Here is a 25,421-nt window from a genome sequence, read left to right on the forward strand (position 1 = left end):
TTTCACCGCAGCGGACACGAGACGCTGGCAGACTGTGGCCATGCGTTGGCTGCTTTCAACCGCTGTAACCCTTCTGGCGGCCTGCTCCAGTAGTCCCGGGCTCGAGTACACCCCACCCGATTTTCAGACTGCACTGGATGCGGTCAACGCGGCTCGAGCCGCTGCCCGCACCTGCACCCATGGCAGCAACACCCAATCGTATGCCGCCGCCCCAGCCCTCTCCTGGAACGGTCTGCTGGGGGAGGTAGCCCGTCAGCGTGCAGAATACATTCAGCGAACCGGAGAGTTCAGCCACCAAGAAGGCTCCAGTTCCACCTTTGCAGTAGTCACCCGCAGCCAGCAAAACGGCTACCGCTTCAAGGAAATCCGCGAGAACCTGGCCCAGGATTACAGCACCGCAACAGAAGCGGTGGATGCCTGGCTGAACAGCACCCAGGGCCACTGCAACACCCTGATGGCCCCGAACCTGCGCGATATGGGCATGGTGAAGGCGGGCGACTACTGGGTGCTGGTGGCTGCCGAGCCACAGTAGTGGCGCTCAACGCCGTTTGCGTCGTTTCTTCTGGACTTTTGGTATCTCCTGGGCGGGCGTATTGGTTTCCCCGCCCCAGGCGCCAAAGTAAATCTTCTGGGCCTTCACCTTGACGGGCTTGTTGAACCCCTTACGTTCGTCTGGGGGGCCTACCACCCGCCTCGAGCGAGCCCGAGCGTGGGGGGCTGGGCTTTTGGGCTCGGTGGCTACCACCTTGCGCGTGCGCTTCTCCTGTGCAGAGGCCTCGGTTTGCGTCTTAGTGGGTTTTGCGCCCTTGCCCGATTTCTTTTTACGGCGCTTCTTGCCCGGAAGTACTTGTGCAGCCTGGGATTGGTCCTGGTAGAAACGCTCGGTCGGGACAAAATCTATCTGGCGGGCCGAGGGGTTGGCACCTTCGATTTTTACTTCCATCTCGTCTCCAATTCGAATGCGGCGTTTGGTTCGCAGGCCCTCGAGGGCCAGCAGTTCTTCATAGTAGTGGTAGTGGTCGTCCTGAAGGGCCCCCAGCCGTATCATGCCCTCTACCCCATTGTCCAGGCTGACAAACACCCCAAAGCCGGTCACGCCCGAGACCGTGCCCCGGTAGATTTCGCCCCGGTGTCGCTCGGCCCACAAACACTGGTAGTACTTGGTAAGCTCACGTTCAGCGTTCTCCGCGGCCCGCTCGCGCTCGGAGGCGTGCTGGGCAATTTTGGGAAAACGCTCGATCCAGTCTTCTTTGCGGGCCTGAGAGACCTTACGGTGCATCATCGCCCGCAAGACCCGGTGCACCACCAGGTCGGGATAGCGTCGGATGGGGCTAGTAAAGTGCAGGTAGTGTTCGGCGGCCAGCCCAAAATGGCCCAGGTTTTCCGCGGCATAGCGCGCCAGACGCAAGGAGCGCAGCAGCAGGGTGGAGACCACGGCCTCCTCGGGGCGGCCTTCGGCTTTCCGCAGAATGCTTTGCAACGCCTTGGGGCTCAGCTCCCCCCCCGGCAGGTTATAGCCCAGCCTGCCCAAAGCCGCCACCAGCTTGTTGTAGGCCTCCTGGCTGGGGTCTTCGTGGACGCGAAACAGGGTGGGAATCTGCTGCTCAGCCAGGTGCTTGGCCACCACGCGGTTGGCCAGGAGCATCAGCTCTTCGATCAGGCTGCGGGCCCTGGGTTCTTTTTGCGGGATAAGATGTAGATCGCCCTCCTCGTCTACTTCGACCTTGACCTCGGTGAAGCGAAAATCCAGGGCCCCTTGTTCCAGGCGGCGCTCCTTCAGGGTGTGGGTGAGCTTGAGCAGGAGCTCCAGATCGGCCTTGAGTTCGGGGCTCCAGTCAGGGGGAACCGTGCCTGGGGCTGTTTCGGGGGCCTCGAGGGCCTCCGCAAAGGCTTCTACTTCGGTGTAGGTCAGGCGGGCCACGCTCCGAATGACCCCCTCGGCAAAGCGGTAGCTTTTGACCCGACCTTTGGGTGTGAGTTCCACCAGCACCGAGAGCACCAGCCGGTCTTCGTAGGGCTTAAGCGAACAGATACCGTTGGAAAGCTGCTCGGGAAGCATGGGCAGCACCCGCCCCGGCAGGTACACGCTGGTGGCGCGAGCGTAGGCCTCGTGGTCGAGGGGCGAGAACTCCCGGACGTAGTAGGAGACATCGGCGATATGGACGCCCACCCGGTAGTTCCCGTGGGGCAGACGCTCGATGTGGATGGCATCGTCGAAGTCTTTGGCGTCGGCGCCGTCTATGGTAAAGACCCGCAGGTTGCGAAAGTCTACGCGGCGCTTGAGTTCTTTGGCATCCAGGTGGGCTACCCGCTCGGCTTCGGCCAGGGCCTCGGGGGGGAATACGCTCCTAAGCTCGTACTTGGCGATGATGGCCTCGCTCTCGACCTCGGGGCCTTCGCCCTGGCCCAGGTAGGCCGAAACCTCCCCGTAAGGCTCTGCCCCTTTGCGTCCAGCGGGAAACACCACCCGAACCACCAGGCGAGCCCCGCTTTCCAGTCCCTCGAGCCCTTCGGGTTTGAGTTTGAGGGCAGGCAGACGGGCCTCGTCGGGCTTTAGCCAGGCAAACCCCTGTTTGAAGTAAAGGCGCCCTACCATCTGATGGTGGACACGCTCCAACACCTCGGCGACGACCCCCCAGGGCTTTCCATCGCGGCCCGGTGGGCGGGGTTCCGCCCGCACCAGATCGCCGTGCCAGGCCCCGTTCAGATGGCCTTTGGGAATATAAAGGTCGGGCAGGTCGGGGTTGGTGGGGATCACAAAGCCAAAGCCAGCAGGATGACCTTGCAGCCGACCCTCAAAGCCTTTGCGGGCCTCGGCTTCAGGCAGATGGTAGAGCTTGCGACGGGGCTCCAACACCTTGCCCTCGGCCACCAGCAAATCCAGGGCTTCTTTGGCTTCGTCTTTGTCGAGCCGTAAGCCTCGCACCACCTCGCGCAGGCTGAAACGCTTTTTGGGGTGTTTTTTAAAGTAGGCGTAAATCTGCTGTTCAAGCATATGAGGTGGGGAAGTCCCCGGTTCTACAATACGCCTTCGAAGGCCAACTCGGTGGCTTTCAAGGCACCATCCAAGGCCTCAATGCACTGGTCAATGTGATTCCTCTCGACAATCAGGGGCGGCTCCAGGCGCACCACCTTGGGGTTGTTGAGACCAAAGGCGGTCAACACCCCACGGGTTGCAAGCTCAGCCACCACCACCGCGCCAATGTCGGCGTCGCTGAACTCGAGGCCCGCCAGCAAGCCCCGCCCCCGTACCTCCTGAATAAACTCGGGGTAGGCTTTTTGCAGCTCGGCCAGTTGGCCCAGTAAATACTCGCCCATCTGGGCAGCCCTTGTGGGGATATCTTCGTCGAGTGTGACCTCGATGGCGGCCAGAGCAGCGGCAGCGGCCAGCGGGTTGCCCCCAAAGGTTGTGGAGTGAATGAGGGGCTCGGTTTTGTAGATGCTTAGAATCTCCGGGCGGCAGATGGTCGCCGAGATGGGCATCACCCCACCGCCCAGGGCCTTGGCGCTCACCAGAATGTCTGGCTCGACCCCCTCCCAGTCCACCGCCCAAAGCTTACCGGTGCGGCCCATGCCGGTCTGCACCTCGTCGGCAATCATCACCACGCCTTTTTCGCGGGTAATGCGCCGTACCTCGCGCAGATACCCCTCGGGCGGTACCCGGATGCCCCCTTCGCCCTGGATGGGCTCCACAATGACCGCCGCCGTATCGGGGCCAATGGCGGCCTCGATGGCCTTTGCATCGCCAAAGGGAACCACCGTCACGCCCGGTACCAGAGGCCGGGCCGGGAGCTGGTAATGCTCCCGGGGCGTAACCGAAAGTGCGCCCAGGGTTTTGCCATGGTACCCCCCCTGGGTGGTGATGAAGCCCGGTTTACCGGTGTAGAAGCGGGCAAACTTGAGCGCAGCTTCGACGCCCTCGGTGCCAGAGTTGCCAAAGTAGACCATAGAGAGCTCGCCCGGGGTGATCTCGGCCAGGCGAACCGCCAGCCTTGTGGTGGGCTCAGAAACCAGCACCCGCACCGACATGGGCATCCGGTCGAGCTGAGCCTTGACCGCCTCCACCACTTTCGGGTGGCGGTGGCCCAGGGAAAGGGTTCCGTATAGCCCCAGAAAGTCCAGGTAGCGCTTGCCTTCGGTGTCCCAGACATACACCCCCTCGGCATGCGACTCTACTTTGTCCAGCCCGGTAAACCGTAGAAGCCCGGCCAGACCAGGGTTGATGTGCCGTTCAAACTGCTCAAAGATGGTCATGGTCGGCCTCGAGTTTATCATGCTTGTGGCAGCCCAGGGGTCTGCAACCGTCTTGCAGTGCTCCACCAGCCCGCTCCAGCGATTAGCAAGCGCTACTTTTGCGAGTTGTGGAACTGTGGAACACAATGCGGAAAAAATCTCAGTATCGCTGAGTCGTCATTGCTTTTTTCTGCGAAGTTGCTTCTTTTCCTCTTTGCGTCTCTTTTCTTCTTCATCCAGCAAAACCACCGAACCCCCCGGTAAGCGGCCTTCCCGCAGGATGGCCTCGTAAACAAGGCGTTCGTCGTCGGTGAGTTCGGGATCGGTTCCCCGTTCCTCAATCACCAAGCGCATTGGAATAATGTTCCAGGGGCCGCCAATCCGGTCAGGTAGCCGCCCGTGCATCCGCAGGTAGGGCACTATGCCTAGCCGGGCATACACCACTGCGGTCAGGCGCAGCTCTCGGTCGCTGATTAACCTGGATGACTCATTCGTCTTGCCCATACATCTCCAGGTTAGGGCCTGGGAATTTTCAGCTCGACGGACGCAGGTGTGCCGCCAAAGCACCTGAAATGTTCGGCGGGATCCGCACCGCCTTGCCCCGCGCATCCTGACACAGATGCCTTGTAAAACCCTCGGCCAACAAGGTTTCACCCCGCCACACCCGGTACTGGTAGCGCAGGGTGCGCGAAGAAGCCTCGTAGAGCCAGGTTTCGACTTCGACCCGATCCCCAAAGCGGGCCGGGTTGCGGTAGGTCAGGCCAAGTTCAATAACCGCAAAAGCCAGGCCCTGGGCTTCAATCTGGGTGTAGGGCAAGCCAATCTGCTCGAGCCACTCCACCCTTGCGGCCTCGAGCCAGACCACATAGCTGCTGTGGTGCACCACGCCCATAGCGTCGGTTTCGGCGTAGCGCACGGCAATCGGTAGGCGAATCGTCACAGGGGCCCCCTGGCTGTTAGATCGCGCTGTCGAGCCGCTCTACGGTAGCGACCAAATCCGCCGAAACCTTCTCGATCAGTTCTGCCGGGCCCTCCACCATCACCCGCACCAGCGACTCGGTGCCCGAGGGCCGCACGTTGACCCGGCCCTGACCAGCCAGTTGGCTTTCGGCTTGTTGAATGGCCGCGTGAAGCTCGCTATTTTTCATCAGGCTGTGCTTATCCCGCACCCGCACGTTCTTGAGAAGCTGAGGGTACATGGGTAGGGCCTCGTACCACTCCGATAGGTCGCGCCCGGACTCGCGCATGGCCTGGAGGGTTAGAATCGCCGTAAGCATGCCGTCCCCGGTGGGGGCATGGTCGAGGAACAGCACATGGCCGCTCTGCTCGCCGCCTAAGGTCAGGGCCGAGGCTTTGAGCTTCTCGTAGACGTAGCGGTCGCCCACGGCGGTACGGTAGAAGTTGATGCCGGCCTCGCGCAGCTTTACCTCGAGGCCCATGTTGCTCATCAGGGTACCCACCACCCCCGGCTCGCGCCGCACCAGGGCGTTCAGGTACAGCACGTGGTCGCCGTGGAACTCGCGTCCCCGGCGGTCTACCAGGATGGCCCGGTCGCCGTCGCCGTCGAAGGCCACCCCCGCATCGAAGCCCATCTCCACCACCTGCTGCCGCAAAAACGCGGGGTGGGTGGAACCACAGCCCTTGTTGATGTTACGGCCATCGGGGGTATTGAACATCACGAACACCTCGGCCCCCAGCCGTTGAAATAGCCGGTGCGCCAGGCGAAAAGTAGCCCCGTTGGCAGTGTCCAGGGCCACCTTGAGGCCCTCGAGGCTGCCCCCTTTGGAAGACAGAAAGTCCAGGTACATCCGCTCGGCCTCGCGAAAGTCGGATACTGTGCCGATACCGTCGGTACTGAACTCGCGCTCCAGGAGGCCTTCAATCTCGCCCTCAATCTCGTCCGGCAGTTTGTCTCCGGCGGCGCTAAAAAACTTGATGCCGTTGTCCTGGTAGGGGTTGTGGCTGGCCGAGATCATCACGCCGGCGGTTGCCCCCAGGGCCTTGGTCAGGTAAGCCACGCCCGGCGTAGGCAGCACGCCCAGGTGCTCCACCCGCACCCCCTGGGACATCAGTCCGGCGGCCAGGGCAGCCTCGAGCATGTCGCAGGACTGCCGGGTATCCTTGCCCAGTAAAACCACCGGCTTCTTGTGGGTGCTTTTGAAATAGGCCCCGGCGGCCTGGCCTAGCTTCAGGACAAACTGCGGCGTGAGCGGCGGTTCCCCGGCAACGCCCCGCACCCCATCGGTTCCAAAGTATCTACGTTCCATCTCGCACAGTTTATACCTACCCCTAAAGGTGCGCGGTTCTCTTGTGAAGGAGATTTCAACCTGTCAGGGTAGGGGTATGCGAAAGTTACTGATTTTGTTGCTTTTGGGGAGTTTGTCGTTGGCTCATGGCCAGCCCCAGCCTGGCACCTCACCGTTTGTGGATGTACCCCCTTGCCACTGGGCCCGGGCCGCCCTGGAGACCATTGCGCGCCCTGAACCCAATCTGCGTCCACAGCCCACTGCGCTGCTGGCCGAGAACGCCCTACGGCAGGTTTTCGAGGGCCTCAAGTGCAACGACCCGGTCTGGAGTGAACGCTTCTTGCATAACCCCGCACCCGGCTTTGGCCAGAGCGAGGTCGGCCTCAGAGGCTTTGAGTTAAGTGGGCTGCAAACGGTGGTTTCGGGCAACCAGGCGACCATCCGCTTCCGACTCAGCGCTCTATTGCACGACACAGCGCTTGAACGCAGCGGCTCGGTTCGGCTCCTCTTTACTGAACTGGGCTGGAAAGTGGATTATGCCAGCCTGGCTACGCTGAACCTGCCGCTGTTTCCACGCTAAGCTGCATTTCCGGGTTAACCGACTGAACCAGCCAGGCCCGGAACCTGTCCAGGCCGCGCCGGTACATGCGGGTGCGTTTCTCGGCTTTTTTACCTTTGCCGCTATCGGCAGGAACCAGGCCCCAGTTGGCATTCATAGGCTGAAAGTTGTCCGGGTTGGCGCTCGATAGATAGCGCACCAGACCCCCCAGCATGGTCTCCTCCGGGGGCACCAGGGGTTCTTGGGCCAGGGCCAGCCGGGCGGCGTTAAGGCCCGCCAGGAAGCCTGTTGCGGCAGACTCGAGGTAACCCTCCACCCCGCACAGCACCCCACATACCAGCAACCCGGGATGGGCGCGGAACTGTAAGGTGGGCTCTATTAGCTTGGGGGCGCACAAGTAGGTGTTGCGGTGCATGACCCCATAGCGTACTATTTCGGCGTTTTCCAGCCCAGGAATACTCTGCACCACACTCTTTTGGTCACCCCACTTCAGCCCGGTCTGAAAGCCAACCAGGCTCCACATCTGGCCCCGCCGGTCCTCGGCCCTAAGCTGCACCACCGCGTAGGGTTCATGACCGGTTCTGGGGTCGGGCAGGCCCACTGGCTTTAGGGGGCCATAGCGCGGGGTATCGTAGCCGCGGCGGGCAATCTCTTCGATGGGCATGCAGCCTTCGAAGAACTCGAGCCGCTCCCAGTCGTGCGGGGTGTGCTTGCGGGCCTGGGTCAGCACTTCATAAAAGTGTTTGTACTGCGCTTGATCCATGGGGCAGTTCAGGTAGTCGGCGCTCTGGCCGTAGCGCCCTGCCCGGTAAGCGATTTCCAGGTTGATGCTCTCGCCCAGCACCACCGGCGCAGCAGCGTCGTAAAAGCCCAGAAACTCACCACCCAGCAACGATTGCAGATGCGCAGACAAGCCCTCGGAGGTGAGGGGACCGGTGGCCAACACCGCGATGCCATCGGAGGGAATCTCGGTGATTTCTTGACGTATGACCTCAATCCGGGGGTGGGCTTCCAGCACACGGGTAATTTCTGCAGAGAACCCCTCGCGTTCTACCGCCAGCGCACCCCCGGCAGGAACCCGGTGCCGGTCGGCAGCCTGCAAAACCAACGACCCGGCGGCCCGCAGCTCGGCCTGCAGCAAACCTTTGGCGTTGGTCTCACTTTCTCCGCCCAGGCTATTGGAGCAGACCAGCTCCGCCAACTGTCCGGAGTGATGGGCGGGGGTCATCCGGTGGGGCCGCATCTCGTACAGCCGGACCTGGGCTCCCAGGCGGGCCGCTGTAAAAGCAGCCTCCACCCCTGAGAGGCCAGCCCCAATCACATGAACCTTCATCCCCGTAGTGTAATCCAGCCTTCACCATCCGTACATGTCTATGTGGCAACATATCGTTACACCAACCTGTACTCGTTCTCTTTTCGTTGCGTGTACCGCCTAGTAGGAGGTAGCCATGCGTTTTAGGGAGGAGCTGGTACTCAACATTCAAGCCCCGCGGGAAGCGGTATGGGCAGCCTTTCAGGACTTCTCGAGCTGGCCGAGCTGGGCCAAGGCCATCAAGGAGGTCAGCCGGGTGGGCTCGGCCTGGCGTTTTAGGGCCCGCGGCCAGCCGCCGGTAGATCTGGTCTGGGTAGCCGAGGCCACCGAGCGGCAGCCCCCCGAATACCTGGAGTTCCGCAGCGTGCCGGGTGTTCCGCACAACCTGGAAATATCCGGCTGGGTTCGCCTGAGTGAGGCTGAAGACGGGGGAACCCACCTGGAACTCCTGTTTGAAGGCCACCCCCACTACGACACCCCTTTGCTGGACAAAGTCGCCGACCTGTATGCCTCGGTTTTTGGCGAGCCCAACAAGCTCCTCAAGGTAACCTTTGAGCAGTTCAAGGCCCACCTGGAAGAAATACACCGCCCGCGCGAGCTTTCCTCTGCCGTTACCTGATCGCTGGGCAAAATAATAAGGCCATGGGTTGTCTGGTTTCATTGTAGATCCTGCCGATAGTTTCACTTACATGGGTAGGGGTCTCAAAGCAAGTCTCAACACCGGGGCGCTGGATCGTTCTGGTCAAAAACCGCGCCATTCATAACGTAGAGGTGTTCCTTGTGGGTATCCTCGAGGGCCTTGCCTGGCTTTTCGTACCTGGCGGCTTTTTACTCCAGTGCCGTAAGATAGTGGCATGGATAGAAGAATACGGGTGCTCATTGCTAAGCCAGGGCTCGATGGCCACGACCGGGGGGCCAAGGTGGTGGCCAGGGCCCTGCGCGATGCAGGCATGGAGGTGATCTACACAGGCTTGCGCCAAACCCCAGAGATGATAGTCTCGGCGGCTTTACAAGAAGACGTAGATGCTATAGGCCTATCGGTACTGTCGGGCGCCCATATGCACTACTTCGGGGAGGTTCGCCGGCTGCTCAAAGAGCAGGGCGCCGACGACATTTTGCTTTTTGGCGGCGGTATCATCCCCGACGAGGACGTCCCCTACCTGAAAGAGATGGGTGTGGCCGGAGTTTTTGGCCCTGGTACCAGCACCCAGGACATCGTGGAGTTTCTAAAGCGAGCCGCCCCATCGCGCTGGGCTGCCCAGGGGTAGCCAAGCACTTTCAGAAAGTTGTATTGCGGAGTAACTATGGCAAAAGCCAAAAGCCCCAAAGAGAGTCAAAAAAAACTGGCCTCCAAAGCCAAAGCAGAGGCCCAACCCACCGCCTGGGTCAGGGTGCCGGAAGAAAGTGAAGTACCGGAGGATGTCCGGGTACTGTTTGGCAAGTTTAAGGAAAAAACCGGCTTCATTCCGAACGTGGCCCGCAACTTTGCCCTTACGCCGGAGCATTTTTTGCGCTGGTTTCGCTACTACGACTTTCTGATGCGCAACGAAGACCAGAGCCACCTGAGCCGCAAAGAACGAGAAATGATTGCGGTGGTGGTCTCTTCGGCCAATGAGTGCGAATACTGCCTGGCCTCTCACTCGGCTTATCTGCGCGAAATTACCGGCGACCCGGTCCTGCCCGATGTGCTGGCGGCCAACTTCCGGCGCGCCCATCTGACCCCCAGGGAACACGCGCTCCTGGAGTTTGCCCATCAAATCACGGTGGACTCGGCGGTGATGAGCTCAGCCGATGTGCAGATGCTACGGGCCATTGGGCTAAGCGACGAGGCCATCTTTGAAGCAGCCCAGGTTGCGGCCATGTTCAACTTCACCAATCGAATCGCCAACGCCATGGGCTGGGTGCCCAACGAGGTGTACTATTATCAGCACCGCAGCAACAAAGAAGAATAGGGCCATGGAAGGCATTAAGCCATTTGCTCTGTGGGCACTGATTGCAGTGCTGGTAGGTGGGCTGGTTTATCTTGCCCAGTGGCAGGGTTGGGTTCCGGGTACGTTTCCCTACTGGGCCCTCAGTGTGGTGCTCATTTTAGCCCTGGGTTTTGCCAACTTGCTGGCAAGGGGACCGCGCTAAACAAACCTGGTCGCAGCAGCGCTTGGCGCCTGGGCTCGAGGCTCACCAGCTTGTAGGTACCGCACGTCTCAAGCAGATCTTCGGGGTGCTTATCGCGCCCTTCGCAGACGTTGCCGCCCGCGAAAATGAAAATGCGTCTGCGCCCAGAGGATTCTTGATTCTCGGGAGGCTCATTCTATGTGAAGAGCGCTCTAAGTGCACCCAGATTAGATTTTTTGTGGTGACGGTCTCGGTGAAAGAAGTGGCCGGTCTTTAAAGCGGCGCAGCTTATGGGCTCCCCTTTTCGGGTAGAGCAAATTCCTAACGTTGTTGTACTTAGAGCAGTTCCCGGAGACGACTCTTTGGGCTGGAAGTCCAGAGCTTCTCGGTTCTCACTGGATGGCCCAAGCCGCACCCATCCCCGAAGGCTACGTCCAGGCCTGTGTATGGGGTTCACCGATGTTGAAGCGCTTCCCTTGCTTGCATCGGAACGCTCTCGTTCAAGGTTTTACACGGGGAACGGAGGTTGGTTATCGTCTTGATCAGGCCAACCCTTTGTCCCCGCAACCCCGACTTTCAAGGTACTTGGGGAGCCTTGTCCCCAAGGGGATTCCAACCACTTTTCTAAATGTGAATCGGCTTGTCCCAGGCCGCCAGCGCCGCTTCCTTTAGAACCTCTGCCAGCGTGGGGTGAGCGTGGGAAGCCCTGGCCAAATCCTCCGACGAAGCGTGGAAAGCCATAGCTACGGCGGCCTCAGCGATGAGGTCGCCAGCGCGTGGGCCGACAATATGTACCCCCAAAATCCGGTCGGTCTCGGCATGGGCCAGAATTTTGGCGAAACCGTCGGTATCGTTCATGGCCCGGGCCCGTCCATTAGCCGAGAAGGGGAAGGAACCCTTTTTGTAGGAAACTGCCGCCGCCTTTAGCTCTTCTTCGGTTTTACCTACTGAGGCAATCTCGGGATGGGTATAGACCACATTTGGAATGGAGTTATAGTCTACATGCCCGTAACCCGTCACCATGTACTCTACTGCGGCGTAGCCTTCTTCCTCGGCTTTGTGGGCCAGCATGGGGCCCGCAATCACGTCACCAATGGCAAAGATGCTGGGTACAGCGGTCTGGTAATGAGCATTGACCGGGATGCGGCCCCGCTCGTCGGTGGAAAGCCCTACGTTCTCCAAACCCAGTCCATCGGTATTGGGTACCCGACCGGTTGCTAGCAAGACCCGGTCGGCCACCAGGGGTTCGCCACCTTCGTACTCCACAACTCCCTTGCCATCCCTGGCAAAGGCTGCCGTCACCCGCACACCGGTGCGGATTTCCAGGCCCTGTTTTTTGAAAATTTTCTCGGCGGCTTTAGCAATCTCGCCGTCCATCCCCCCTAAAATGGTGGGGAGGTATTCCAGCACGGTCACCCTGGAGCCCAAGCGGTTCCAGACTGAGCCCAGCTCGAGGCCAATCACGCCACCCCCAATCACCACCAAAGTCTCGGGCACCTTGGGGTAGGCAATGGCCTGGTCGGAGGTACCCACAATGTCATAGTCAAGCTCAACCCCCTTCAACGGGGCTACCTTGGAGCCGGTGGCTACCAAGATGCGCTCCGTCTCGAGCTCCTGCACGCCCTCCGGTCCCTCGACCAAGACCTTGTTGGGTGCAACAATTGTACCGTGCCCCAGGTAACGCGTCACTTTGTTTTTCTTGAACAAATAAGCAATGCCCTCCGTGTTGGCCCTGACCACTTTGTCTTTGTGGGCCATAAGGGCGGGCAGGTCCAGCTCGGCCTGGCCGATTTTTACCCCCACAAACTGGTTGAGCTCCGCAGCATGGATTTTCTCGCTGGCATCCAGCAAAGCCTTAGAGGGAATACAACCCACCCGCAGGCAAGTTCCACCCAGCGCTTGTTCTTTCTCGACACAGGCAACATCCAGACCGAGCTGAGCTGCTTTGATGGCCGCGACATAGCCACCCGGCCCCGCTCCGATTACGACCAGTTGATGTTTTGGCATAAGTCCTCAATGAGTTGCAAACAGCGGTTAGCCCAAAGCCAAGGCTCCTGTTCTGCGCATCTAAACTTCCAGGGTCAGACGTACCGGGTTTTCGATCAATTCCTTGACTCGCTTGAGGAACGTCACCGCCTCGCGCCCGTCCACAATGCGGTGGTCGTAGGAGAGCGCCAGGTTCATCATGGGGCGGATCACCACCGCTCCATTTTTAGCCACGGGGCGCTCGTTGATGGCATGCATCCCCAGAATGCCGACCTGGGGGGGATTCAGAATGGGGGTTGAGTTGAGCGAGCCGTAGATGCCCCCGTTGGTAATGGTAAAGGTGCCCCCCATCAGCTCCTCAGGTTTGATTTTCTTTTCCTTTACTCGAGCCCCAAAGTCGGCAATCACTGCCTCGATCTGGGCCATAGAAAGCCGGTCGGCATCGCGAATGACCGGCACCACCAGCCCCTCTCCTCCACCCACCGCAATTCCGATGTCGTAGTAGCGGTGGTAGACGATGTCGGTTCCACGAATTTCAGCATTGAGTTGTGGGATTTCTTGCAAGGCCTGCACTACGGCCTTTACAAAGAAACTCATAAAGCCCAGCTTGAGGCCGTGCTTCTTTTGAAAGGCCTCGCCGTACTCCTTACGCAAATCCATCACAATGCCCATATCGGCCTCGTTGAAGGTAGTGAGCATGGCGGTATTCTGCTTGGCAGAGAGCAGGCGTTCGGCAATGCGACGACGCAAGGGGGTCATGGGCACCACGTCGTCGCGGCGCTCGCCCTTGCCCACCACCGGCGAGGGGGGGCTATAGGGCTGAGGCATAGGCGAGGGCGTTGCTGGAGCAGCAGCCGCAGCCGCCCGCTGCACATCCTCTTTGAGCACCCGCCCCCCGGGGCCGGTTCCGGGCAGGGTTGCCGCCTGGATGCCCGTTTGGGCGGCCAGGCGTTCGGCGGAAGGCATGACTTTCGCCTCGGTCACCCCAGCAGCACCCTGGCTGGGCACCGAAGCAGGGGCCGGTTGGACGGGCGGGCTGGTCACTGCAGCAGCCCCTTCCTCCAGTAAAGCCACCACATCCCCTACTTTGGCCTGTCCGCTGGGAATGAGAATTTTTGTTAATCGGCCCTGGGCGGGCGAGGGTAGCTCCAGTGTGGCCTTGTCGGTCACCAGTTCAACCAGGGGCTCGTCTACCGCCACCGCATCGCCCTCTTTCTTAAGCCACTGTCCAATTTCTACTTCGGTGATGGACTCTCCTACTGCTGGAATTTTGAGCTCCAAGGCCATGTTGCCTCCCATTCAGGGGTGCCAGAGCACCCTAACCTGTACAACTTTACTTCAAATGAGGACGCAGGGCTCCGGGTAATGGGTACTGGGCACAGGGTAAGGGAACTCTGTTTTGCGGACCATGAACCCAAAACCTTTTTTCGATCACGCCAAGCGGTCTGGTAACCAGGAAAAGGGTATACACAGCAGTCCCTCTCAATGAACCGCACATCGCAATTATGGACAGTCAACATGCTTCAATACATACCGCAAAACAAGTTACCCGTGCACTAAGGGGCTCTTTTAACTTGCAATGGCCCGGTGCCCTGAGCCCCAAGCCCCTCCTACAAGCCAAGGGCTGCCGTTACAATCGCCTTCTGCTCCTTGTCATGCACTTTCTTGGAGCCCACCGCCGGGCTGCTGGACTCTGGGCGGGCCACCACACTCAAGGGACGACCAAAAATCCGGTCGCTAAAACGGGCCCGAATGAACCACCAGGCCCCCATGTTGGCGGGTTCCTCTTGGGTCCAGACGACCTCGGTATTGGCCGGGTACGGCGCCAGGGCAGCCTCGAGCTCCTTCATGGGGAAAGGGTACAGTTGTTCCAGTCGGATGATGGCCACGTCTTCCTTGTCTGCAGCCCGTCGAGCGGCCTCGAGGTCGTAGTACACCTTGCCCGAGCAGAGCACCACCCGCTTGACTTTGGGGCTGGGATTCCCGGAAAGCACCCGCTGGAAGCGGCCTTGCGAGAGTTCCTCGAGCCTGGAGACAGCGTCCGGGTTGCGCAACAGGCTCTTGGGGGTCATGACGATCAGAGGCTTGCGCCAGGGGCGCACCACCTGCCGACGCAGCAGGTGAAAGTACTGCGCGGGGGTGGTGGGGTAGGCCACTTGCATGTTGTCGTTGGAGCAGAGCTGAAGGAAACGCTCGAGGCGCGCGCTGCTGTGTTCAGGGCCGCCTCCCTCCATGCCGTGTGGCAGCAGCATCACGAGGCCCGACAGGCGGCTCCACTTGGCTTCTGCCGAGGCAATGAACTGGTCAATAATGACCTGTGCGGTATTGACAAAATCACCATACTGCGCCTCCCAACCCACCAGCGCATCGGGCATATCCAGGCTATAACCGTACTCAAAGCCCAGCACCCCCGCCTCCGACAGCGCAGAGTTGTAAAGCTCGACCACCGCCTGCCCTTCCGCCAGATGATTGGCAGGAATGTATCTTTCGCCCGTAATGTAATCGGTGAAACCCCCATGGCGCTGGGTGAAGGTTCCACGTACCACGTCCTGACCTGAAATCCGCACCCGGTGCCCCTCCACAGCCAAAGAAGCAAAAGCCAGCATTTCGGCCGACGCCCAGTCCAGGGGCCGCTTGTTCTGACCCATCTCGCGGCGACTTTCTACAAGTTTGGTCAGTTTTGGGTGCAGGTGGAAGCCTTCCGGAAGGCGCGTAAGACCCTCCATCAGGGCCGACAGCTTCTCCACAGGTACCCCGGTCTCTGGATCTGGTACCCCTTCTTCGGGACCGCCCAGATAACCCTTCCAAAACCCGCCGCCCGCCGGGGGACGGGTGGGTGTGGGTTCACGTCTCGCGCCCGAAAAGGCCGCCTCCATGGCGTCCTGATACTGCTTAGCCAGTGCATCGCAGGTCTCCTGGCTGCAGACGCCCTCACCCTGGAGTTTGGTCTGATAGCTCAAATAAAGGGGCTTCTTGGCTGCAATACGGCGGTACATGTCCGGCTGCGTAAAACTGGGTTCATCGGTCTCGTTGTGCCCACGTTTGCGAAAACCGATTAGGTCTATGAACACATCGCGTTTGAACGCCTTACGAAACTCCATGGCCAGCTCTACAACCCCTACCAGCGCCTCCGGGTCTTCGGCATTCACGTGAAAGATGGGGGACTCGAGCATCTTGGCGATTTCGGTAGAGTAGCGCCCGGCAGTGTACTCGTGAGGCTCGGTGGTGAAGCCCACCTGGTTGTTCAGGATGATGTGCACCGCGCCCCCCACGGTGTAAGCCGGGATCCCCGAGATGTTGAGGGTTTCTTGTACGATGCCCTCGCCAATGAAGGCGGCATCTCCGTGAACCAGCAGCAACATGCCCATCTCGCGCTTGCGATCCCCAAAGCGGTCTTGTTTGGCCCGGGTACGCCCCATGGCCACCGGTGCAACGAACTCGAGGTGCGAGGGATTGAAGTTAAGGGACAGGTGCACGTTGCCGTATGGGGTTGGCAGGTCGTTGGAGTAGCCCAGGTGGTACTTAACGTCACCGTGGTAGCCTTCGGGAAAGTGTTCTTCAAACTCCAGAAAAATGTCCCGCATAGGCTTTTTGACCACGTTGGCCAGCACGTTAAGGCGGCCGCGGTGGGCCATCCCCATTACCACCTCCACTACCCCATGTCTGGCCGCATTTTCTATGGTCAGATCCAACAGCGGGATGAGGGATTCAGTACCTTCCAGGCTAAAGGTCTTGGCCCCCAGATATTTCTTTTGCAAGAACTCCTCGAAGAGCGTGGCTTGCATGAGCCGCTCGTAGATTTTTCGTTTCTGCTCCACGGTGGGCCGGGCAAACCCTGCTGCCAGACGCGCTTCAATCCAGTTGCGCACCGCCGGATCATCCAGGTGGCCGTACTCGATGCCCACTGTTCCACCGAACCGGGCCTTGTACTGCTCCAGGACAGCCCGCAAGGTCGGCGCACCCAACTCCAGCGGAACCGGACGATCCAGATCGGCCTCGCTCAAGCCAAAAAAACTGGGGTCTAGTTCGGGAGGGGTACGTCGCTCGCGCTCTAAGGGGTCTATCCGCGCCACCAGATGGCCACGTTCCCGGTAGGTACGCAAAAAGCGAACCGCCCGCAAGAAAAACGAGGCCAGTTCAGATACTGAGGCCCCATCCAAAGGTTCTCGCTGGGCCGCCGCGCCATTTCCGCCGACAGGCTCGGCCTGAACGGCATGAAAATAGCTTGACCATTCAGGGGGAATGGATGCTGGATTCTGCTCGTACTCTTGGTAGAGGGCCTCCAAATAGGCTAGGTTCGAACTGTCCACTGTGTATTCCATACTCACGGTTCTCCAGTCTACTAGGTTCGTTACAGAAAGAACGTGTCAAGAGATAGCAGTGGGCTCCTAAGGGCCATTTCTGTCACACCATACCAACCTATAACCAAAATACAACCGGAAGTTTATTGCCAGAACAAAATGCATATGGATGTCTGTAAAGTTACATTCGATAGCGGCTCCATCGAAGGGCTAGTGATCAGGTAACCAGGAAATCGCTATGCACTACTATCCCCTTCAATAAGCCGCACATCGCAACTGTGGGCAATCAATGTGCTTCAAAAGGTACCGCAAAACAAGTTACCGGTGCACTAGATCAAGCTCCCTGCTGTTTGACCATCGAAAGCTTCTATTGTTTCTCCCCCAAAGCGTAGGGAAGGTTGGCTGGGGTTGCTGACCTGCGCCCTCACGCAGGCTACTGATTCAGGGCCTGGCCCAATACCCACCCGCACCCTGCCGCACAGGTAGGGCACGGGCCCAGAGGCCATCAAAGACGCGAAAAATGTGGGTGTACAGGTGTTTGCCCTGGCCCTGTGCTCTACCCCACAAAGCTTTTCAAGACAGCAATTCAAGGATGAAAGCCCCTAGACGAGGGCTTCAATCTGTGCCGCCGCCTCGAGGTCTAGCGACGTAACCCCCCCCGCCGAGTGCGTCACGTAGGCCACCTTAACCTTGCCCCACATAATCTCCAGGCTGTCGGGGTGATGGTCGACTTTTTCGGCGTGCAGGGCTACCTTGACCGCAAAGGCCACTCCCTCCGCATAAGTATCGAAAGTGAAGGTTTTCTCGATTCTACCCTCCACCAGCGCCCACTGTGGAAGACCTTGCAAACCATTCCGAATTTCTCCTTCATTTAGCCTGGTTGCCATAGAATCCCTCCTTTACCAGCCAGTACCACAAAGCCCGGATGCCCCTAAAGCATCCTTATCATTCTGCGTTTGCAAGACCACAAAAAAGTGTGCTATACTCCGCGTTGGCGCTTTTTTTGGGTGGTTTCCCCGAGCCGCTCAAACAAAAGCAAATCAAAATCTGCAACGGCGTTGGTAGGCGCTGGTGCAAAATGGAGAAAGCAGTGTTCAAGACATTTGTTCCTGAACCCAAAGAACCCGGTTGGGTGCTGATTGACGCCGAAGGCCAGTCCATTGGGCGGGTGGCCTCTAAGATTGCAGCGGTGTTGCGCGGCAAACACAAGCCCGACTTCACCCCCAATATGGCCACAGGCGATTGTGTGGTGGTCATTAATGCCGATAAGGTGCTCCTGAAGGGCTCGAAACCGCGCACCAAGGTCTATACCCGTTACTCTGGCTACCCCGGTGGTCTCAAGCGCACCGTAGGCGCGGTGATGCTGGCTGAAAAGCCGGTCAAGGCCGTGGAGCATGCGGTCAAGGGTATGCTTCCTAAAGGCGCCCTGGGCAACATCATGTTCCGCCGTCTCAAAGTCTATGCTGGGGCAAACCATCCGCATGCGGCCCAAAAACCCGTCAAGATGGAGGTCGAATAATGGAACAGTATTACGGCACGGGCCGGCGTAAAACCAGCGTGGCACGGGTGTTTTTGCGTCCGGGTACCGGCAAGATCGAAGTCAACGGCAAGACCTTTGGCGATTACTTTGGCGGTCTGGTAAAGGCAGTCTCGGCGCTGGAGCCTTTGCGCCGCGTGGATGTCAGCAACCGCTTTGATGCTTACATCACCGTGAAAGGCGGTGGCAAGGCCGGACAGGTAGATGCTATACAGCTTGGCATTGCCCGCGCGCTGGTCAACTACAACGGCGACTTGCGGGCCAAGCTTAAGCCTGCCGGGCTGCTCTCGCGCGACCCCCGCGAAGTCGAGCGCAAGAAGTACGGCAAGCACAAAGCCCGCCGTGCACCGCAGTACAGCAAGCGCTAGGTATCTTCCCCCTCGAGCCCTCACCCAAAAAGGTGGGGGCTTTTTTGTCTGGAATCCAGGGCGTAATCTGGGGTATGGACAAAGCTGAGTTAAAGCGAATCGTGGATGCCAACGACTGGCTCTGGGAAAAGTGGTGGCCTGCCTTGCAGGAGTTATCCCCCGAGCAGGCCCGTCAAGAGGTTGGGGGTTCCTTCAGCAGTGTGTTGGAAACCACGGCCCATATGGTTGGGGCCGAAACAGTCTGGCTCGAGCGGCTCCTGGGCAACCCAGCGGCCAGCTTTCCGGTAAGCCCAACAGACATTGCAGGCTTGTACAAATCCTGGCAACTGTTGGCATCCAGGAGACAGAACTGGCTCACGACCGCTGACCCTGCGGCCAGGATCACCTATAACTTTACCGGCGGAACCGCCACCAACACCGTCAGCGAGATTGTACTGCATTTTACCAGCCACACCCACTTCCACCGAGGCCAGTTGGCCAGCCAGTTTAGATTGCAGGGCCTGAAGCCCCCCTCCGTGCATTTCATCGGGTTCTTTCGGCTTTGAAGTTTTCCTCTGCCAATGCTGCCCAAAGGGCCGTTTCTGAAATGACTATTCTTGCTGCCTCGACAAGGCTGCCAACAGGGTAGTTGACCCATGATGGGCAGAAAAAATACCGTGTTGGGGATGGCATCTCGCCATAGGTTTCCTTGACAAGGGTGGTTCTGGGTCATGTTAGCCACTGCTTGGGCTATGTGTGGAGCTAACCTGAAAAAGACATGGGCCAAACCTAAGGAAAGCCTGAATGAAGCCTAAATGTAAATCGGAAGACTGAGCCGTAAGCTACGGGCTAGTTTGGTTGAATCGCGATAGCTTCCTTCGATTCCATACACGCTTCTAACCTTGTGGAGCATCGTGCATCCCTATGATCGAATATGATTGAACCTCTTAAAGTCGTCTCTGGAGCCTGGATGAAGAAGCTTTTGTGGATCATGGCCATAGTCGTCCTAGCCGCTTGTAATGAAGCGGTTACGCTCCCGGTTCCCCCAACACCCAGTCCCAGCCCCACACCCATACCGAATCCGCCCCCCACGCCCAACCCGCCCCTGCCCCCTCTACCTACGGGCCGCACCCTCTACGTTTCGCCCAGTGGCAACGATAGCAACGATGGGCTGAGCGAAACCCGCGCTTTCCGCACCCTGCAACGAGCCTCCAACCAGACCCAGCCGGGAGATCTGGTGCTGGTGATGAATGGGGAGTACACCAATTCCACTTACAGCAGCATTGTTCTCGATATTAAGCGCTCGGGCACGGCTAACCAGTGGATTATCTACCGGGCCTATCCGGGGCATCGGCCCAAGATCAAACTCGAGGCCAACTGGGTCGGCATCTTGCTGGAGGGCGTCTCTTATGTGGCCATCGAAGGGTTCGACATAGAAGGCAATGCAGCCAGTGTGAGCCTCGAGTACGCCCGCTCCCAGATGAATGTGCTGGATAACCCGGTCACTGCCGGTAGCTGTTTGGGCATTGGTCCGCGTTACCAGCAGCCCGATCTGCGTTCGCACCATATCGTCGTGCGCAACAACCGGGTGCTGCGCTGTCCGGGAGGTGGCATATACAGCGTGCAGGCCGATTATCTGTATATTGAAAACAACGTTGTGGCCGAGAATGGCTTCTATTCCCCGCTGAATAAAAGTGGCATCTCGACCTACCAGAACTGGAATTCCGATAGCTCCACCGATTTCAAGATCTTCATCCGGGGCAACATTGTCTACAAAAACGAAAACCGGATTCCCTTCTACTATTCCAACCCCGATCCGGCCAAACGGGTCATCTCCGACGGCAACGGGATTATTGTGGACGATGGCCGCAACACTCAAAACTACGGCAACAACCCTGGCGTACCCTACCGGGGCCGCATCCTGATCGAGAATAACCTGATCTTCGACAACGGGGGACGGGGGGTTAATATTTTCTATTCCGACAACGTGGTAGTGCGCAACAATACCCTCTATGCCAACGCCCGCACCCCCGACATCTGCTGCGATCTATCGGCGTATTTTTCGGGGAATGTGGGGTTTTACAACAATGTGGTCTATGCTCGTTCCGACCGGGCAGCCACAGCGGTTTATAGCGTAACGAACTTCGTGTTCAGCAGAAACCTGTATTTTGCTGCTAACAGTTTCCCCAATCGAAGCTCTACCGACCTGCTAGGCGACCCACAGTTCATCAACCCCAGCACCGACCCAGGTAGTGCCAACTTCAGGCTCAGGGCCGGCAGCCCTGCTTTGGGCCAGGGCCTGCCCGAGCAATGCGCCAGTACCGACCTGGAAGGCAAACCTCGAGCCAACCCCTGCACCCTGGGCGCACACGAGTGACCCAGGAGGAACATGGTTAGGCCTGACCCGCTGTATCCTTAACTGCATCCATCACCAATTAAGTTTCTTCGGATTCAGTATCCAGCTCACCTTCCTCGGGGTTCTTCTTCATAATCTCCCGCAGCACTGTGGTAGCGTAGGCTCCTTTAGGCAGAAAAAAGCTTAACCAGAGCCCTTCTGAGGTCTCTTCCACGCTGGATTCAGTTAGGGGAAAGCGAATCAGGCGACGATCCCCCCGGCGCAAGGCAAAATGGTGGCGCTCCAGATCATATCTCTGCAAAATCTGGTCTTCGAGGGCCCGGGCTTCCCCCTCGGCTTCCCGATACTTTTTGCCGTACAAAGGCCCGGTGGCGCTAATTTCGAAGCGCTGGGCCCGGGGGGTTTCCAGTACCGCCTCGCGAACCACAAACTCCCCGCCGGTATCGTGCTTTTTGGCCACATCCCCCTCGATGACCTGGTCGAACAGCCCCCTTTCCATGCGCAGGGCCAGCCAGTCGTTGAATAAGAGGCTTTGCAAGCTCGAGACCAGCAGCTTTTTGAGCCAGGAAGGGCTGTGTATCTTGCCTTTTTTGACCAGTTCGTAGCCCTTGATGGGGTTCATGCCGCCAATACCAAACCGCTGGGGGCCATAGTAGTTGGGCACCCCACGGCGCTTTAGTTCGTAAAAAACAGCCTCGACCGGCCCTTTGGACAAGCGGGAAGCCTCGCTGCTTGGCCGAATCAGGATGCGGAAGCGGTTACCCCGCAGGTGGCCAGTTTTTAGCTTGTGGGGATGCAGGCCCCGCTCCAATACCCGCACCCCTGGGAGTTCAGCCAAACTTTCCAGGCGCTCTTCGTGGCGGGCCGGAATACTAAACCATTGTCGGGTCAGGGCGTGCTTGTCCTTCAGACCCGCTACCCCGATATGGGCCTCGTTGATGTGAAACCGGTCACGCAAAAACTCTAATACCGCCCGGGTGGTCAGGCCCTCTTTTTCGATCAGTACCAGCAGGTGTTCTCCCTGGCCCGAGGGGCTATAGGCCGGCACTTCATCGACCTGAAAATCCCGGGCTTGGTGGCGAATCACCCCGTCCAGCCCAGGCAAATCCGGGGTGAGATAAGGGTAGATGTTAAAATCGAAGCGGAGATTGGGAAAAAAAGTCATACGCTATAGCATATAAGGGTGGATTCAGTAGATGCGGACCTGCTAGAAGCCCAGTTCGCCAACCATCTAACCCGCATGGTGCCGGAGGGCAGCCTGGTAGCGGCAGTATCGGGCGGCGGCGATTCGGTTGCATTGTTGCTCTTACTCACGTCAACCCCCCGCAAGGTGGTGGTGGCCCACCTCGATCACGCCCTGCGCGAGGGTTCGGCAGCTGAGGCCTTGTGGGTTAAGTCGCTGGCCGAGCGCCTGGGCTATCCCTTTGAGTCGGAAAAACTCGAGGTTGCCCGGATTGCCGGCGAACGCGGGGAAAATCTGGAGGCCACCGCCCGCGAATTGCGCTACGGCTTTCTGGCCAAAGTAGCCAAGAAACACAATGCGCAGGCCATCCTGACCGCCCACACCGAAGACGACCAGGCCGAAACGGTGTTGTTGCAACTACTGCAAGGTACAGGGCGGGGCCTGGGAATGCGCCCAAGGCGAGGAAAGGTAGTGCGTCCGCTGCTCGAGGTCAGCCGCAGCACCCTGCGGGCCTACTTGCGCAGCAAAAACCAGGACTGGCTCGACGACATCACCAACGCCGACACCTCGATGGATCGCAATTTCCTGCGCCACGAGATTTTTCCCAGGCTCAAAGATCGCTTTCCCCAAACCAATGCCTCCCTGGCTCGTTTTGCAGCCATCTCCCAGGTAGACGATGAGGCCCTCGACCCTCTGGCCGAACAAATACTGCTGCGGGACGGGCGCTGGCCCTGCCCCGCCTATCGCATTGCCCCCCTGGCCCAGGCCCCGGCTGGACTCCGGCGACGGGCCTTGCGGCAGATGCTAGAGCAAATCAGGCTGCGGCCCGAGGCCACCTGGATTACCCAGCTCGAGCGTGCCTTGCAGGGCGAGGCCTTTACCCTCCCCGAAGGCTGGCAGGTTCGTCGTCGCGATGGAACCTTGTTCCTGATTCCGCCCATAGTGGACACTTTTCCGCCCTGGCGGGGCTCGAGGCTGCCCAAGCCGGGCGACCAGATCGACCTGCCGGAAGGCCGGGTTCGGCTGGTGGACTTTTTTACCCAACACAGTGTCCCCCCCGAGCTCAAGCAGGTTTGGCCGGTGCGGGCCATGGGCGACGTCGTGCAGGAAGTCTGGAACCTGTGGCCCGAGTCGGACGACCTCGAGCACATGCGCACCGCCCTCGAGCAAGCCAGGCTGGCACGCGACGGTGGTGAAGTACCTATTGGGGCGGTGGTGGTCTGGGACGGCACTGAACTGGCCTCAGCCCACAACCAGGTGGAGCAAAGCCGGGACGCCACTGCCCACGCCGAGCTATTGGCCTTGCAGAAGGCCCTGCTCAAGAAGCAAGCCAAGGTGCTGCCTGGAGCCACCGTCTATGTCACCTTGGAGCCCTGCCCTATGTGTTTTGGTGCGCTGATGGAGGCCCAGGTTCGGCGGGTAGTCTACGCCGTAGAGAACCTCAAGGCTGGAGCCGTAACGGTTCATCGCATGAAGCCGCCCTTTGAGTGGGAAGGTGGTTGGCTCGAGCGCGAGTCGGCAAGGCTCTTGAGGGACTTTTTTGCGCACAAACGTGCCTCATAATGAGCCCCTCGGCGAACCAACAACATCCCTGACAGAACGCCCCGTGACTTTACATCCAAGTTGTGCTAAAGTCTCTATTCGGCTGCACCGCGGCAGCCGGATTTGGCAAAATTGGAGGGGTGCCGGAGTGGTTGAACGGGCCGGTCTCGAAAACCGGTATAGGGGGTTCCCCCTATCGAGGGTTCGAATCCCTCCTCCTCCGCCAGAAACACCCGGTCAGGGCACACATGCAGAGTCAGGGGGCATAAGCTGCATTAGCCTGGTGCCTGAACGTTCCCTAGCGGTTCAGCGTTCACCCGCAGCAGGCCCGATTGGGTATAACTTATTCCTTCGTGTGCTACTTGATCTGGACCCTCGGGGTGTGAAAAAAGAGGGGGTGCTATGCTTCCAGACCGAGAGCACCCCCTTTACTATCTTGACGCGGAGACCCTCTTGACGGCTACCTACGTCTGGGTGGATGACGAGCTCAAGGCTTTACAGGCCCAGAGCTTCAAGCTCCCCCCAAAGCAAAAGCATCAAAAGGCCACCCTGGCCGAGCTCCTGACCCTCGCTATCTTTTTGCTCCTCCAGGGCCAGGACCTCGCCAAAGGTTACCTGGCCGCCAAGACCACCCTGAAGGCTTACTTTCCCTCCCTGCCCCACCTCTCCCGCTTCTACCGGGTGCTCCAAAAAGCCCACGTCCTTTGGGCCCATCTCGCCCATCGTTTGGCCGGGGGAGAAGGCTTGCTCCAGGTGGTGGACCTCAAGCCCCTCCCCCTGGCCCACGGACAGCGTATCCACGGCCTCGCTCTCCCCGACGCCGCAGTAGGGGTAGGACCCTTGGGGGCCTTCGGCGGATACGTCCTCATGCCGGTGATGAACGAGCGGGGCCTCTTTTTTCGCTGGCTCATCCTGCCCGGCAACGCCCGGGAGACCTGGGGGAGGGAGCTGGTGGAGGGCTTGCCTGCGGTCTTGGGAGACCGAGGCTTTCGCTGGGTCCAGGGGGTCAAGACGCCGCCCTATCGGGTCAGGGGAGGAAGGGTGGTGGAGACGGGGTGGAAAGGGTGGATGGGGAGGGTCAGGAACTGGATAGAGACCCGCTTCAGCGTGATGGTGCGGTCTTTGGGGCTTCACCGGATTGAAGCCCGCTCCTACTGGGGCTTGGTGGCCCGGGTGAACCTGATCCTTCTGGTGCACAACCTGATTCGGAGCCGGGTACTGCTGAGGATGGCTGGGGTGGAGCTATGAGGTAGCACACGAAGGTATTACTAATGGATACCATTTTGCGCGAAGTTACCACCGAAGAGGTGCGCATCCTCCTCGAGCAGCTGGGGGTCAACGCCGAACAGGTCAAGGAAGACCTGTTCAATCTGGAATTTCCCAACGGCTTGCGCGGGCACCTCATTACCTACGGCGAGCCACACGTGAGCAGCCTGCAATTGCGGGCCGGGTTCTCGGGTTTTGATCGGGTGGAACCGCGCCACCTGCTCAACTGGAACCGCCGCTACCGTTTCACCAAGTCGTATCTGGATGCCGACAACGATCCGGTCATCGAGAGCGACCTCCGCCTCGAGGGCGTCACCCCCGAGGCCATCCACGCCTTTATACGTGATTTCGGCGACCAGGTCACGCTGTTTTTCTCCTACCTGCGCATGATTGATGCCAATCTGGTGGAATAATTCTGCGCCACACTCAGCCCACCCAAAA

Annotated in this window: 24 protein-coding genes and 1 tRNA gene; 14 read left to right on the top strand and 11 right to left on the bottom strand. The window is 59.3% G+C overall.

Annotation, left to right across the window (positions count from 1 at the left end; genetic code table 11):
• Window positions 1-40 precede the first annotated feature (40 nt).
• Complete coding sequence (locus tag Q0X23_RS14850; RefSeq protein WP_297860995.1) at window positions 41-532, top strand: CAP domain-containing protein; 492 nt, start codon at window positions 41-43, stop codon at window positions 530-532.
• A 6-nt stretch (window positions 533-538) separates the two neighbouring features.
• Here Q0X23_RS14850 and rnr read toward each other — a convergent pair whose 3' ends face one another.
• The 5 genes from rnr to glmM all read right to left on the bottom strand — a co-directional run bounded on the left by rnr (window position 539) and on the right by glmM (window position 6,500).
• On the bottom strand, window positions 539-2,995 hold the full coding sequence (gene rnr, locus Q0X23_RS14855) for a ribonuclease R (RefSeq protein WP_297860996.1): 2,457 nt from the start codon (window positions 2,993-2,995) through the stop codon (window positions 539-541).
• Window positions 2,996-3,018: 23 nt separating this feature from the next.
• A complete protein-coding gene (locus Q0X23_RS14860) occupies window positions 3,019-4,254 on the bottom strand; it encodes an aspartate aminotransferase family protein (protein ID WP_297860997.1) in 1,236 nt (411 codons plus the stop codon).
• 156 nt (window positions 4,255-4,410) lie between these two features.
• Complete coding sequence (locus Q0X23_RS14865) at window positions 4,411-4,737, bottom strand: hypothetical protein (RefSeq protein ID WP_297860998.1); 327 nt, start codon at window positions 4,735-4,737, stop codon at window positions 4,411-4,413.
• Window positions 4,738-4,765: 28 nt separating this feature from the next.
• Complete coding sequence (locus Q0X23_RS14870) at window positions 4,766-5,173, bottom strand: thioesterase family protein (RefSeq protein WP_297860999.1); 408 nt, start codon at window positions 5,171-5,173, stop codon at window positions 4,766-4,768.
• Between the two features lie 16 nt (window positions 5,174-5,189).
• Window positions 5,190-6,500: a phosphoglucosamine mutase gene (glmM, locus tag Q0X23_RS14875; RefSeq protein ID WP_297861000.1), complete on the bottom strand. Its 1,311-nt coding sequence runs from the start codon at window positions 6,498-6,500 to the stop codon at window positions 5,190-5,192.
• 76 nt (window positions 6,501-6,576) lie between these two features.
• On the opposite strand from glmM, the gene Q0X23_RS14880 reads away from it, so the two are divergent.
• On the top strand, window positions 6,577-7,059 hold the full coding sequence (locus tag Q0X23_RS14880) for a hypothetical protein (RefSeq protein ID WP_297861001.1): 483 nt from the start codon (window positions 6,577-6,579) through the stop codon (window positions 7,057-7,059).
• Here Q0X23_RS14880 and trmFO read toward each other — a convergent pair.
• A complete protein-coding gene (trmFO, locus tag Q0X23_RS14885; RefSeq protein ID WP_297861002.1) occupies window positions 7,028-8,371 on the bottom strand; it encodes a methylenetetrahydrofolate--tRNA-(uracil(54)-C(5))-methyltransferase (FADH(2)-oxidizing) TrmFO in 1,344 nt (447 codons plus the stop codon). The genes Q0X23_RS14880 and trmFO overlap by 32 nt on opposite strands.
• A 115-nt stretch (window positions 8,372-8,486) precedes the next feature.
• Here trmFO and Q0X23_RS14890 point away from each other — a divergent pair, with 115 nt between their 5' ends.
• The 4 genes from Q0X23_RS14890 to Q0X23_RS14905 all read left to right on the top strand — a co-directional run bounded on the left by Q0X23_RS14890 (window position 8,487) and on the right by Q0X23_RS14905 (window position 10,483).
• Entirely contained in the window at window positions 8,487-8,969 is a 483-nt protein-coding gene (locus Q0X23_RS14890) for an SRPBCC family protein (protein WP_297861003.1), read from the top strand.
• 235 nt (window positions 8,970-9,204) lie between these two features.
• On the top strand, window positions 9,205-9,618 hold the full coding sequence (locus tag Q0X23_RS14895) for a cobalamin B12-binding domain-containing protein (protein ID WP_297861004.1): 414 nt from the start codon (window positions 9,205-9,207) through the stop codon (window positions 9,616-9,618).
• Window positions 9,619-9,654: 36 nt separating this feature from the next.
• On the top strand, window positions 9,655-10,302 hold the full coding sequence (locus Q0X23_RS14900; RefSeq protein ID WP_297861005.1) for a peroxidase-related enzyme: 648 nt from the start codon (window positions 9,655-9,657) through the stop codon (window positions 10,300-10,302).
• A gap of 4 nt (window positions 10,303-10,306) precedes the next feature.
• A complete protein-coding gene (locus Q0X23_RS14905; RefSeq protein ID WP_297861006.1) occupies window positions 10,307-10,483 on the top strand; it encodes a hypothetical protein in 177 nt (58 codons plus the stop codon).
• A 603-nt stretch (window positions 10,484-11,086) separates the two neighbouring features.
• Here Q0X23_RS14905 and lpdA read toward each other — a convergent pair.
• The 4 genes from lpdA to Q0X23_RS14925 all read right to left on the bottom strand — a co-directional run bounded on the left by lpdA (window position 11,087) and on the right by Q0X23_RS14925 (window position 17,636).
• Complete coding sequence (gene lpdA / locus Q0X23_RS14910) at window positions 11,087-12,469, bottom strand: dihydrolipoyl dehydrogenase (protein WP_297861007.1); 1,383 nt, start codon at window positions 12,467-12,469, stop codon at window positions 11,087-11,089.
• Window positions 12,470-12,529: 60 nt separating this feature from the next.
• Window positions 12,530-13,735, bottom strand: a complete 1,206-nt coding sequence (odhB, locus tag Q0X23_RS14915; protein WP_297861008.1) for a 2-oxoglutarate dehydrogenase complex dihydrolipoyllysine-residue succinyltransferase — start codon at window positions 13,733-13,735, stop codon at window positions 12,530-12,532.
• Window positions 13,736-14,058: 323 nt separating this feature from the next.
• Complete coding sequence (locus Q0X23_RS14920; RefSeq protein ID WP_297861009.1) at window positions 14,059-16,770, bottom strand: 2-oxoglutarate dehydrogenase E1 component; 2,712 nt, start codon at window positions 16,768-16,770, stop codon at window positions 14,059-14,061.
• Between the two features lie 581 nt (window positions 16,771-17,351).
• Complete coding sequence (locus Q0X23_RS14925; RefSeq protein WP_297861010.1) at window positions 17,352-17,636, bottom strand: 4a-hydroxytetrahydrobiopterin dehydratase; 285 nt, start codon at window positions 17,634-17,636, stop codon at window positions 17,352-17,354.
• A 191-nt stretch (window positions 17,637-17,827) separates the two neighbouring features.
• Between Q0X23_RS14925 and rplM the strand changes: the two genes are divergently transcribed.
• From rplM to Q0X23_RS14945, 4 genes are all read left to right on the top strand, one after another.
• Window positions 17,828-18,268 carry a 50S ribosomal protein L13 gene (gene rplM / locus Q0X23_RS14930; protein ID WP_119341559.1) on the top strand — a complete coding sequence of 147 codons (441 nt, stop codon included), beginning with the start codon at window positions 17,828-17,830 and terminating at the stop codon, window positions 18,266-18,268.
• Window positions 18,268-18,654, top strand: a complete 387-nt coding sequence (gene rpsI, locus Q0X23_RS14935; protein ID WP_119341538.1) for a 30S ribosomal protein S9 — start codon at window positions 18,268-18,270, stop codon at window positions 18,652-18,654. The genes rplM and rpsI overlap by 1 nt, the downstream gene beginning before the upstream one ends.
• A 74-nt stretch (window positions 18,655-18,728) precedes the next feature.
• Window positions 18,729-19,199, top strand: a complete 471-nt coding sequence (locus tag Q0X23_RS14940) for a DinB family protein (RefSeq protein WP_297861011.1) — start codon at window positions 18,729-18,731, stop codon at window positions 19,197-19,199.
• A gap of 404 nt (window positions 19,200-19,603) precedes the next feature.
• Window positions 19,604-21,010, top strand: coding sequence for a right-handed parallel beta-helix repeat-containing protein (locus Q0X23_RS14945; protein ID WP_297861012.1), 1,407 nt, complete (start codon window positions 19,604-19,606; stop codon window positions 21,008-21,010).
• A gap of 58 nt (window positions 21,011-21,068) precedes the next feature.
• Here the strand turns inward: Q0X23_RS14945 and truD are convergent, their stop codons facing one another.
• Window positions 21,069-22,154, bottom strand: coding sequence for a tRNA pseudouridine(13) synthase TruD (truD, locus tag Q0X23_RS14950; protein WP_297861013.1), 1,086 nt, complete (start codon window positions 22,152-22,154; stop codon window positions 21,069-21,071).
• 75 nt (window positions 22,155-22,229) lie between these two features.
• On the opposite strand from truD, the gene tilS reads away from it, so the two are divergent.
• From tilS to Q0X23_RS14970, 4 genes are all read left to right on the top strand, one after another.
• Window positions 22,230-23,735, top strand: a complete 1,506-nt coding sequence (tilS, locus tag Q0X23_RS14955) for a tRNA lysidine(34) synthetase TilS (protein ID WP_297861245.1) — start codon at window positions 22,230-22,232, stop codon at window positions 23,733-23,735.
• Between the two features lie 113 nt (window positions 23,736-23,848).
• A tRNA-Ser gene (locus Q0X23_RS14960) sits at window positions 23,849-23,940 on the top strand.
• Window positions 23,941-24,116: 176 nt separating this feature from the next.
• On the top strand, window positions 24,117-24,962 hold the full coding sequence (locus Q0X23_RS14965) for a transposase (RefSeq protein WP_297860211.1): 846 nt from the start codon (window positions 24,117-24,119) through the stop codon (window positions 24,960-24,962).
• Between the two features lie 23 nt (window positions 24,963-24,985).
• Window positions 24,986-25,393 carry a YbjN domain-containing protein gene (locus tag Q0X23_RS14970; protein ID WP_297861014.1) on the top strand — a complete coding sequence of 136 codons (408 nt, stop codon included), beginning with the start codon at window positions 24,986-24,988 and terminating at the stop codon, window positions 25,391-25,393.
• Window positions 25,394-25,421: the final 28 nt, after the last annotated feature.

It is taken from the genome of Meiothermus sp., from assembly GCF_026004115.1.
Classification (GTDB): Bacteria; Deinococcota; Deinococci; order Deinococcales; family Thermaceae; genus Meiothermus.